Origin of the sequence: Streptomyces beijiangensis, from assembly GCF_017315755.1 — a bacterium.
Taxonomy (GTDB): Bacteria; Actinomycetota; Actinomycetes; order Streptomycetales; family Streptomycetaceae; genus Streptomyces; species Streptomyces beijiangensis.
Genome location: NZ_JAFLRJ010000289.1, coordinates 1 through 10,091 on the forward strand (window position 1 = coordinate 1; position 10,091 = coordinate 10,091).

The window sequence follows — 10,091 nt, forward strand, 5'->3', positions numbered from 1 at the left end:
ACCCGCGCCTCCTTCGCCGCCGTCCTCCGTGCCCGTGGCCTCGACCCGGACGAGTACCTCTATCTGCCCGTCCACCCCTGGCAGTGGCACGAAACGATCCTTCCGCTCTTCGCGCCCGCCATCGCCCACAACGAGATCGTGCCGCTGCACACCGACAACGACCTCCGGCTCCCTCAGCAGTCCATCCGTACGTTCCTCAACATCACCCGCCCCGACCGGCACACCGTCAAACTGCCCCTCTCCATCCTCAACACCCTGGTCTGGCGCGGCCTCCCCACCGAACGCACTCTCGCGGCACCCGCCGTCACCACCTGGGTCCAGGGCCTGCGCGACGGACGCCTATCTGCGCGAGAGGTCGCCTCCGTCGCCGTCGAGCATCCTCTGTACGACCACCTCCCCGAGGTCCCCTACCAGTACCGGGAACTCCTCGGAGCGATCTGGCGCGAGCCTCTGGAGGGCCATCTCGACGCCGGTGAACGCGCCCGAACTCTTGCCTCCCTGCTCCACACCGACCCGCAGGGGTGCTCCTTCACCGCCGAGCTCGTCGCCCGCTCCCAGCTGGCACCGGCCGTCTGGCTCCGCCGCCTCTTCGCAGCCCTGTTGCCCCCGCTGCTGCGCTTCCTCTACCGCTACGGCACCGTCTTCTCCCCGCACGGCGAGAACGCCATCGTCGTCTTCGACGATCACGACGTCCCCGTCCGCCTCGCGATCAAGGACTTCGTCGACGACGTCAACGTCAGTGCGGAGCCGCTGCCCGAGCACGACTCCATGCCCGAGGACGTGCGCGCCGTCCTGCTCACCGAGGAGCCGGCCTTTCTCACCCAGTTCATCCACTCAGGCCTCTTTGTCGGCGTCTTCCGATTCCTCGCGCCGATCTGCGAGGACCAACTGGGGCTCCCGGAGGACGAGTTCTGGGCGCTCGTACGGGCCGAGATCCTCCGCCACCAGGCACGCTTCCCGGAGCTCAAAGACCGCTACGAGACTTTCGACCTGCTCACCCCCCGGCTCGACCGGCTCAGCCTCAACCGCAACCGTCTCCACCTCGACGGCTACCGCGACCGGCCCGACCGCCCGCACGCTGCCGTCCACGGCACCGTTCCCAACCCCCTTCACCAGGTGTGATCCCGATTGTCAGTGCCGCACCGTAGGGTGGTCCCGCTATGACTGCTTCCCCACACGCCTCCCTCCCCGAGCTCCTCCACGCCGCCGTCACCGCCGTCGGCGGCACGGAGCGGCCCGGCCAGGCGGCCATGGCCGAGGCCGTCGCCGGGGCCGTGGACGACCACTCCCACCTGCTGGTCCAGGCCGGTACGGGCACGGGCAAGTCCCTCGGCTACCTGGTCCCCGCCCTGGCCCACGGAGGGCGCGTCGTGGTGGCCACCGCGACGCTCGCCCTCCAGCGCCAGCTGGTGGAGCGCGACCTTCCGCGTACGGTCGACGCCCTGCAGCCCCTGCTGCGCCGCAAGCCCCAGTTCGCCATGCTCAAGGGCCGCTCCAACTACCTCTGCCTGCACCGTCTGCACGAGGGCGTGCCGCAGGAAGAGGAGGACGGCCTCTTCAACCAGTTCGAGCAGTTCGAGTCGTCCGCACCTTCCAGCAAGCTCGGCCAGGACCTGCTGCGCATGCGCGACTGGGCCGACGAGACCGAGACCGGCGACCGCGACGACCTCACCCCCGGTGTCTCCGACCGGGCCTGGGGCCAGCTCTCCGTCTCGTCCCGCGAATGCCTGGGCGCCACGAAGTGCGCCTACGGGGCCGAGTGCTTCGCCGAGGCCGCCCGTGAGCGCGCCAAGCTCGCCGACGTCATCGTCACCAACCACGCCCTGCTGGCCATCGATGCCATCGAGGGTGCCCCGGTGCTCCCGCAGCACGAGGTGCTGATCGTCGACGAGGCCCATGAGCTGGTCTCCCGGGTCACCGGAGTCGCCACAGGTGAGCTCACGCCCGGCCAGGTCAACCGCGCCGTGCGCCGGTCCGCCAGGCTCGTCAACGAGAAGGCGGCCGACGCTCTGCAGACCGCCTCGGAGACCTTCGAGCGCGTCATGGAGCTCGCCCTCCCCGGCCGCCTGGAAGAGGTCCCCGAGGACCTGGGGTACGCCCTGATGGCGCTGCGTGACGCGTCCCGTACGGTCATCTCCGCCCTCGGCGCCACCCGCGACAAGTCCGTGCAGGACGAGGACGTTGTACGCAAGCAGGCCATCGCCGCCGTCGAGAGCGTCCACGACGTCGCCGAGCGCATCACGCAGGGCTCCGAGTACGACGTCGTCTGGTACGAACGCCATGACCGCTTCGGAGCGTCGCTGCGCGTCGCTCCGCTCTCGGTCTCGGGCCTGCTCCGCGAGAAGCTCTTCACCGAACGCTCCGTCGTCCTGACCTCCGCGACCCTCAAGCTCGGTGGCGACTTCAACGGTGTCGGCGCCTCGGTCGGCCTGGCCCCCGAGGGCACTCAGGGTGAGGACATCCCCGTCTGGAAGGGTCTGGACGTCGGCTCGCCCTTCGACTACCCCAAGCAGGGAATCCTGTACGTCGCCAGGCACCTGGCCACCCCCGGGCGGGAGGGCACACGTACGGACATGATCGACGAGCTCGCGGAGCTCATCGAGGCGGCCGGCGGCCGCACCCTCGGCCTCTTCTCCTCGATGAGGGGGGCCAAGGCAGCCGCCGAGGAGCTCCGCACCAGGCTCGACAAGCCCATCCTGCTCCAGGGCGAGGAGACTCTGGGCGAGCTGATCAAGAACTTCGCCGCGGATCCGGAGACCTGCCTCTTCGGCACGCTCTCGCTCTGGCAGGGCGTGGACGTGCCCGGCGCGAGCTGCCAGCTGGTGGTCATGGACCGGATCCCGTTCCCCCGCCCCGACGACCCGCTGATGAGCGCACGCCAGAAGGCGGTGGAGGAGGCAGGCGGCAATGGCTTCATGGCTGTCGCCGCCACGCACTCCGCGCTGCTGATGGCTCAGGGCGCGGGCCGGCTCGTACGGGCGACCGGGGACAAGGGCGTCGTCGCCGTTCTCGACCCCCGGCTGGCCAATGCCCGATACGGCAGTTACCTGCGCGCCTCGCTGCCCGACTTCTGGTACACCACCGACGGGAGCCAGGCTCGTCGCTCGCTGGCCGCAATCGATGCAGCAGCAAAGGCGGACGGAAAGTAGTCCCGGCCGTCCCGGCACACAGCAGGGCCCCTGGAACCGGCGCAGTGGATTCCAGGGGCCCGGTTCATGACCGGCGATATGGGTCAGAGCCGCCGGAGCACTGCCACGACCTTGCCGAGGATCGTCGCCTCGTCGCCCGCGATCGGCTGGTACGCGGAGTTGTGCGGGAGCAGCCAGACATGGCCGTCCTCACGCTTGAACCGCTTGACCGTGGCCTCGCCGTCCAGCATGGCCGCCACGATGTCGCCGTTCTCCGCGACGGGCTGGCGGCGTACCGTCACCCAGTCGCCGTCACAGATCGCGGCCTCGATCATCGAGTCACCGACGACCTTCAGTACGAACAGCTCGCCGTCACCGACCAGCTGGCGGGGGAGCGGGAAGACATCCTCCACCGACTCCTCGGCCAGGATCGGGCCACCCGCGGCGATGCGTCCCACGAGCGGGACATACGAAGCGGCGGGCTTGCCCGTGGTGTCCGTGGGCTGGCTGGTCGTCTGGTCGGAGCCGCGGACCTCGTAGGCCCTGGGCCGGTGCGGGTCGCGCCGGAGGAATCCCTTGCGCTCCAGCGCCATGAGCTGGTGAGCCACCGACGACGTGCTCGAGAGGCCGACCGCCTGGCCGATCTCCCGCATCGACGGCGGATATCCGCGGCGTTGCACGGAATCCCTGATCACCTCGATTACCCGCCGCTGCCGGTCGGTGAGACCAGAACTGTCCGCCCTGATACCAGGAGGTCGGCCGGGCAGTGAGCGCGCAGGTCGCGAGGGCACGGTCCCCCCTGTGGATTCAGGGTTCGTGGCGGCTGCGTCATTCATGGCATGCACCGGCTCGAGTCGGTTCTGGGCAGTGATGGTGGCACTGTCTGCGGTGGTGGTCACGTCGGCCCCTCTCGAGATATTCGCTCTCCCTAGCTGCACAACGGTAGTTGCTTTCGAAAGGTTGCGCCAAACACACGTTCGAGTGAAAAACCGCAAAAACCTTCACGTGTGCGTATTGCTGGGTGTATGAGCGAGGCTCGAACCGAATGGCAATTCGGTCCATTACGGTACCCTCCACCGCTGGAGCTCCACCCCTCAGGGGGTGGGCCGTGCGGCGGGCCGTGCCGACCTCCCCAGTGTGTCATTCGGTGACGTCCGACGGCCCTGGGCGTCGGACGCCCGCGTGTCTCCCGTACTCTCGTCGCTGACCCGTGGCGTTCCGGGCCGCGCGACACGCGCTGTGGTCGAAAGTCGCGCCAAACCCCAGATCTAGTGGTTGGATTGAACCAGCCGCCCAGAAGTAGTGGTTCGTGGTCCTCAAGACCTCGGCCATCGCCTATGCTTGGGGCTGCTTCGAGGGCCCTTTCCGGGTCTGTTGAAGCCATTCAGTCGTGCTGCGAAGGAGGGTTTGGACCATGCACTGCCCCTTCTGCAGGCACCCCGACAGTCGCGTGGTCGACAGCCGGACCACTGACGACGGGACGTCGATCCGCCGTCGCCGCCAGTGCCCCGACTGCACCCGCCGTTTCACCACGGTGGAGACCGCCTCGCTGATGGTGATCAAGCGCAGCGGGGTCACTGAACCCTTCAGTCGTACCAAGGTCATCTCCGGCGTGCGCAAGGCGTGCCAGGGGCGTCCGGTCACCGAGGACGCCCTCGCCAAACTCGGCCAGCGGGTCGAGGAGGCGCTGCGCGCCACCGGGAGCGCCGAGCTGACCACCCACGACGTGGGTCTGGCCATACTCGGCCCCCTGCGGGAACTCGACCTGGTCGCGTACCTGCGCTTCGCGTCCGTCTACCGGGCGTTCAATTCACTCGAAGACTTTGAGGCCGCCATCGCGGAACTCCGCGAAGGACGGCCCCACCCCACCGACTGCGAGTGCGGCGAGACCCTCGAGGTCCCCGTGCCCGCCACTGCCTCCGACTGACCTTCAGGGGTCGGAGGCGCGAGACCTGCCTGCGGCGCTTGGTGCGCCGGAGGCACAAGACAGAGACAACACGACACCGTGCCCCGGGAAGATCTGGGCACTTCTGGGCGTTTTCGCCCGTATATGGGAGGCGGCAATGACCGAGACGACGAGCGGACCGGCACGAGGTTCCCGCGCAAAGGGATCCAAGGCCAAGGGTCTGCGCATCGAGCGCATCCACACCACCCCCGGCGTGCATCCGTACGACGAGGTGACGTGGGCGCGCCGTGACGTCGTCATGACCAATTGGCGCGACGGCTCGATCAACTTCGAGCAGCGTGGCGTCGAGTTCCCCGACTCCTGGTCGGTGAACGCGGTCAACATCGTCACCAGTAAGTACTTCCGCGGCGCGGTCGGTGCGGACAACCGCGAGAGCAGCCTCAAGCAGCTCATCGACCGTGTGGTGAAGACCTACCGCAAGGCGGGTGAGGAGAACGGTTACTTCACCTCCCCTGCAGACGCGGAGCTCTTTGACCACGAGCTGACCTATGCGCTGCTGCACCAGGTCTTCAGCTTCAACTCGCCGGTCTGGTTCAACGTCGGAACGGCGCAGCCGCAGCAGGTCAGCGCCTGTTTCATCCTGTCCGTCGACGACTCCATGGAGTCCATCCTCGACTGGTACAAGGAAGAGGGGATGATCTTCAAGGGCGGCTCCGGCGCCGGCCTGAACCTCTCCCGTATCCGCTCCTCCAAGGAACTCCTCTCCTCCGGCGGCAACGCCTCGGGACCGGTCTCCTTCATGCGCGGCGCCGACGCGTCCGCCGGAACGATCAAGTCGGGCGGCGCCACCCGCCGTGCGGCCAAGATGGTCGTCCTGGACGTGGACCACCCGGACGTCGAGGCCTTCATCGAGACCAAGGTGAAGGAAGAGGAGAAGATCCGCGCCCTGCGCGACGCGGGCTTCGACATGGACCTGGGCGGGGACGACATCACGTCGGTCCAGTACCAGAACGCCAACAACTCGGTCCGCGTGAACGACGAGTTCATGAACGCTGTCGAGTCCGGCGCGAAGTTCGGTCTGCGCTCGCGCATGACCGGCGAGGTCATCGAGGAGGTCGACGCCAAGTCGCTCTTCCGCAAGATGGCCGAGGCCGCGCACGTCTGTGCCGACCCCGGTATCCAGTACGACGACATCATCAACCGGTGGCACACCTCGCCCGAGACGGGCCGGATCACCGCGTCCAACCCGTGCAGCGAGTACATGCACCTGGACAACTCGTCGTGCAACCTCGCCTCGCTGAACCTCATGAAGTTCCTGCGCGACGACGACCAGGGCAACCAGTCGTTCGACGCCGAGCGCTTCGCCAAGGTCGTCGAGCTGGTCATCACCGCGATGGACATCTCCATCTGCTTCGCCGACTTCCCCACCGAGAAGATCGGCGAGACCACCCGCGCCTTCCGCCAGCTGGGCATCGGTTACGCCAACCTCGGCGCGCTCCTGATGGCGACCGGTCACGCGTACGACAGCGACGGTGGCCGTGCGCTCGCCGGCGCCATCACCTCGCTGATGACCGGCACCTCGTACAAGCGTTCCGCCGAGCTGGCCGCGATCGTCGGTCCGTACGACGGCTTCGCCCGTAACGCCGACGCCCACAAGCGCGTCATGAAGCAGCACGCGGACGCCAACGCCTCCGCCACGCGCACGGACGACCTCGACAACCCGGTCTGGGCCGCGGCCACCGAGGCCTGGCAGGACGTCATCCGGCTCGGTGAGAAGAACGGTTTCCGCAACGCGCAGGCCTCCGTGCTCGCGCCGACCGGCACCATCGGCCTGATGATGGACTGCGACACCACGGGCGTCGAGCCGGACCTGGCCCTGGTCAAGTTCAAGAAGCTCGTCGGCGGCGGCTCGATGCAGATCGTGAACAACACGGTCCCCAAGGCCCTCAAGCGCCTCGGCTACCAGCCGGAGCAGGTCGAGGCGATCGTCGCCCACATCGCCGAGCACGGCAATGTCGTCGACGCCCCCGGCCTCAAGGACGAGCACTACAGCGTCTTCGACTGCGCCATGGGTGAGCGTTCCATCGCGCCCATGGGTCACGTACGGATGATGGCGGCGGCCCAGCCGTTCCTGTCCGGCGCGATCTCCAAGACCGTGAACATGCCCGCGAGCTCCACGGTCGAGGACGTCGAGGAGATCTACCTCCAGGGCTGGAAGCTCGGCACCAAGGCGCTCGCCGTCTACGTCGAGAACTCCAAGGTCGGCCAGCCGCTCTCGGCCAAGACCAAGGAGAAGGCACCCGAGGAGACGGCGGCGCCGAAGCCTGAGAAGGTCATCGAGTACCGCCCGGTCCGCAAGCGTCTGCCCAAGGGCCGTCCCGGCATCACCACCTCCTTCACGGTGGGTGGCGCCGAGGGTTACATGACCGCGAACTCCTACCCGGACGACGGTCTGGGCGAGGTCTTCCTGAAGATGTCCAAGCAGGGTTCGACCCTCGCGGGCATGATGGATGCCTTCTCGATCGCCGTCTCGGTCGGTATGCAGTACGGCGTCCCGCTGGAGACCTACGTCTCGAAGTTCACCAACATGCGCTTCGAGCCGGCCGGTATGACGGACGACCCGGACGTACGGATGGCGCAGTCGATCGTCGACTACATCTTCCGCCGCCTGGCGCTCGACTTCCTGCCCTTCGAGACGCGCTCGGCGCTCGGCATCCACTCCGCCAATGAGCGTCAGCGCCACCTGGACACCGGTTCGTACGAGCCGAGTGACGACGAGGTGGACGTCGAGGGTCTGTCCCAGTCCGCCCCGCGCCAGGTGGAGGCCCCGAAGGTCGCTCCCGCCGCGAAGGCGAAGGCGAAGGAGCCGGAGGCTGCCAAGCCGGCTCCCCGGCAGGCGCACAACTCCACCGAACTGATGGAGATCCAGCTCGGCCTGAGCGCCGACGCACCGCTCTGCCTCTCCTGCGGTACGAAGATGCGCCGCGCCGGCAGCTGCTACCTGTGCGAGGGCTGCGGCTCGACCAGCGGCTGCAGCTGATCTGCCCGCTGATCGCTGAACACTGAGGCGGGGCACGGACCTTCGGGTCCGTGCCCCGCCTCAGTGCGGTATGCGGCGCGGCGGCCGGGAGACGGTCCCCTCCCTGAACCCCTCGATGGCGCTGCTCACCTGGCGCATCAGATGCGTGTTCTCGATGCGGTCCAGGTAGAGGCAGCGACGGGCCACGCCGTCCAGTTCGAAGACGAAGCAGAGCGACATCAGCGGATTGATGAAGAGCTCGCTGCCCTGGGTACGGCTGGTGAACCGGACGTCACCGAAGGCGCCCTGGACCGCGGCGGCTATCGAGCCGTTGACGATGCTCGGGTGGTCGGGCGTGTGGTGCTGGGCGTGGGCCACCGCGTCCACGTAGAGCGCCCCCTCCTTGGTCGTACGGGAGACGGAGAAGGCGCCGAGGCAGGCACCGTCGCGTTCGAGGGCGGCGATGTTCTCCAGCACCAGGCCGTGGCTCACCCCCGTGGTACGCGTCGACGCCGAAGCCGAAGCCGATCGAGACGATCAGGCTTTCGGGGACGTCGAGACCTGCGAGGGCGGCGACGCTGGTGAGGTCCTCCTCGGGGGTGCCGAGGCCGGATTCGTCGCCTCGCATCAGGATGTCCGTACCGCCGTCGACGAGTACGACCGCGTCGATGTCGTAGCGGTCGATCAGTGCGCGGTAGGCGGCGCGCAGCGGCTGAACGCCGACTCGGGCCAGCGCGTGGACGGTGGACGGGTAGTCGTGCAGTGCGAGCCACTGGGCGAGTGTGCGCTCGGGGAAGTAGGTCTGGTGGGGCGCTGTGTCCGGGGTCACCACAGCGACATCGGGTGCGAGCCAGGCGTCGATGGGGAGGCCCTCGACCGCACTGAACGAGAGATTGGCCAGGTGGACGTCCTTGCCCTGGTGCATGAGGGAGAGCGCCACGGGCAGGCCGGCGTAGATGTCGAAGCCCCCGCCCGCGCCCGCGACGAGAATGTGGTCGGCGTTCTCCAGGCGGGCGAAAAGCGGGTTGGCATGCAAGGCGGTCATGGCGATCATTGTGTTTTATGACGTGGAGCGGTGAACAGGTCGACCTTGAGGCGTACTTCGCCCGGATCGGCCACCAAGGGGAGACGGCGGCCACTGTGGCGACGCTGCGGGCGCTGCACCGTGCGCACGTGGCGTCGATTCCCTTTGAGAATCTTGACGTCGCACTGGGACGAGAAGTTCCCCTGGACCTGAAGTCGCTGCAGGACAAGCTCGTGCGGCAGCGGCGCGGGGGCTACTGCTACGAGCAGAACTCGCTGCTCGCCGCGGTCCTGGAGCGGCTCGGCTTCGCCGTGGCGGCGCGTGGCGCCCGCGTTCGCACACGGGGTCCCGGACTCCTTCCGGTGACGCATGCGCTCCTGGTGGTCGAGGCCGGGGGCGAACAGTGGCTTGTGGACGCCGGGTTCGGGGCTCAGGGCGTGCGGGAGCCGGTACCGCTGCATGAGGGCGTGCAGGTCGAGCAGGACGGCTGGGGCTTCGGGATCGAGCGGGGCGATGAGGGGATCTCCGTACTGAGGTCCCTCCGGCAGGAAGGGTGGACGGACCTCTACGCCTTCGCGCCGCAGACCTTGTATCCCGCCGACTTCACGATGATGAACCACTACAGCTCGACCCATCCGCTGTCGAAGTTCGTGGGCCAGATCGTGGCACAGCGGTATCTGCCCGGGGAGCGTGTCGTTCTCGTGAGGGATCAACTGACGATCGTACGCACGGATGGATCGAGCGATCAACGGACCGTTTCTGTACGGGATATACCCGATATTCTTCGGTCCGTGTTCGGTATTGAGCTGAGTCCGGAGGATTCTGCCGAGCTGGTACGGGTGTACTCCACCGGAGTGTGACCGGCGCCACGTTTCGCGCCGTACGATGGCGCGGTGCTGGTCAAGTGGATTCGCTGCACCGTGACGGACCCCCGAGGGTTCGAGCGGGGACAGCGGAAGTGGGCGGGGCTGCTCGGTGAGCCGGGCTTCCGAGGGCAGGGCGGCGGGTGGAGCC

Annotated in this window: 7 protein-coding genes and 1 pseudogene; 6 read left to right on the forward strand and 2 right to left on the reverse strand. The window is 67.9% G+C overall.

Going from position 1 to position 10,091, the window contains the following annotated elements:
* Window positions 1-1,122 (forward strand): IucA/IucC family protein (locus tag J0695_RS27325; RefSeq protein ID WP_277990033.1); only part of this gene is annotated, 1,122 nt, incomplete at its 5' end.
* A gap of 38 nt (window positions 1,123-1,160) precedes the next feature.
* Window positions 1,161-3,149 carry an ATP-dependent DNA helicase gene (locus tag J0695_RS27330; RefSeq protein ID WP_206966321.1) on the forward strand — a complete coding sequence of 663 codons (1,989 nt, stop codon included), beginning with the start codon at window positions 1,161-1,163 and terminating at the stop codon, window positions 3,147-3,149.
* An 83-nt stretch (window positions 3,150-3,232) separates the two neighbouring features.
* Here J0695_RS27330 and lexA read toward each other — a convergent pair whose 3' ends face one another.
* On the reverse strand, window positions 3,233-4,027 hold the full coding sequence (gene lexA / locus J0695_RS27335) for a transcriptional repressor LexA (protein ID WP_206966323.1): 795 nt from the start codon (window positions 4,025-4,027) through the stop codon (window positions 3,233-3,235).
* Between the two features lie 515 nt (window positions 4,028-4,542).
* Between lexA and nrdR the strand changes: the two genes are divergently transcribed.
* A complete protein-coding gene (gene nrdR, locus J0695_RS27340; RefSeq protein WP_206966325.1) occupies window positions 4,543-5,055 on the forward strand; it encodes a transcriptional regulator NrdR in 513 nt (170 codons plus the stop codon).
* Window positions 5,056-5,191: 136 nt separating this feature from the next.
* Window positions 5,192-8,074: a vitamin B12-dependent ribonucleotide reductase gene (locus J0695_RS27345; protein ID WP_206966327.1), complete on the forward strand. Its 2,883-nt coding sequence runs from the start codon at window positions 5,192-5,194 to the stop codon at window positions 8,072-8,074.
* 60 nt (window positions 8,075-8,134) lie between these two features.
* On the opposite strand, the pseudogene J0695_RS27350 reads toward J0695_RS27345, so the two are convergent.
* Window positions 8,135-9,098: pseudogene (locus J0695_RS27350) on the reverse strand (DUF1152 domain-containing protein).
* Window positions 9,099-9,115: 17 nt separating this feature from the next.
* Here J0695_RS27350 and J0695_RS27355 point away from each other — a divergent pair.
* Together J0695_RS27355 and J0695_RS27360 are read left to right on the forward strand one after the other, a co-directional pair.
* The gene (locus tag J0695_RS27355; RefSeq protein WP_206966329.1) at window positions 9,116-9,937 is read left to right on the forward strand and encodes an arylamine N-acetyltransferase family protein; all 822 of its coding nucleotides are present in this window, start codon (window positions 9,116-9,118) and stop codon (window positions 9,935-9,937) included.
* A 33-nt stretch (window positions 9,938-9,970) separates the two neighbouring features.
* A partial coding sequence (locus tag J0695_RS27360) for a DUF4937 domain-containing protein (protein WP_206966331.1) occupies window positions 9,971-10,091 on the forward strand: 121 nt, incomplete at its 3' end.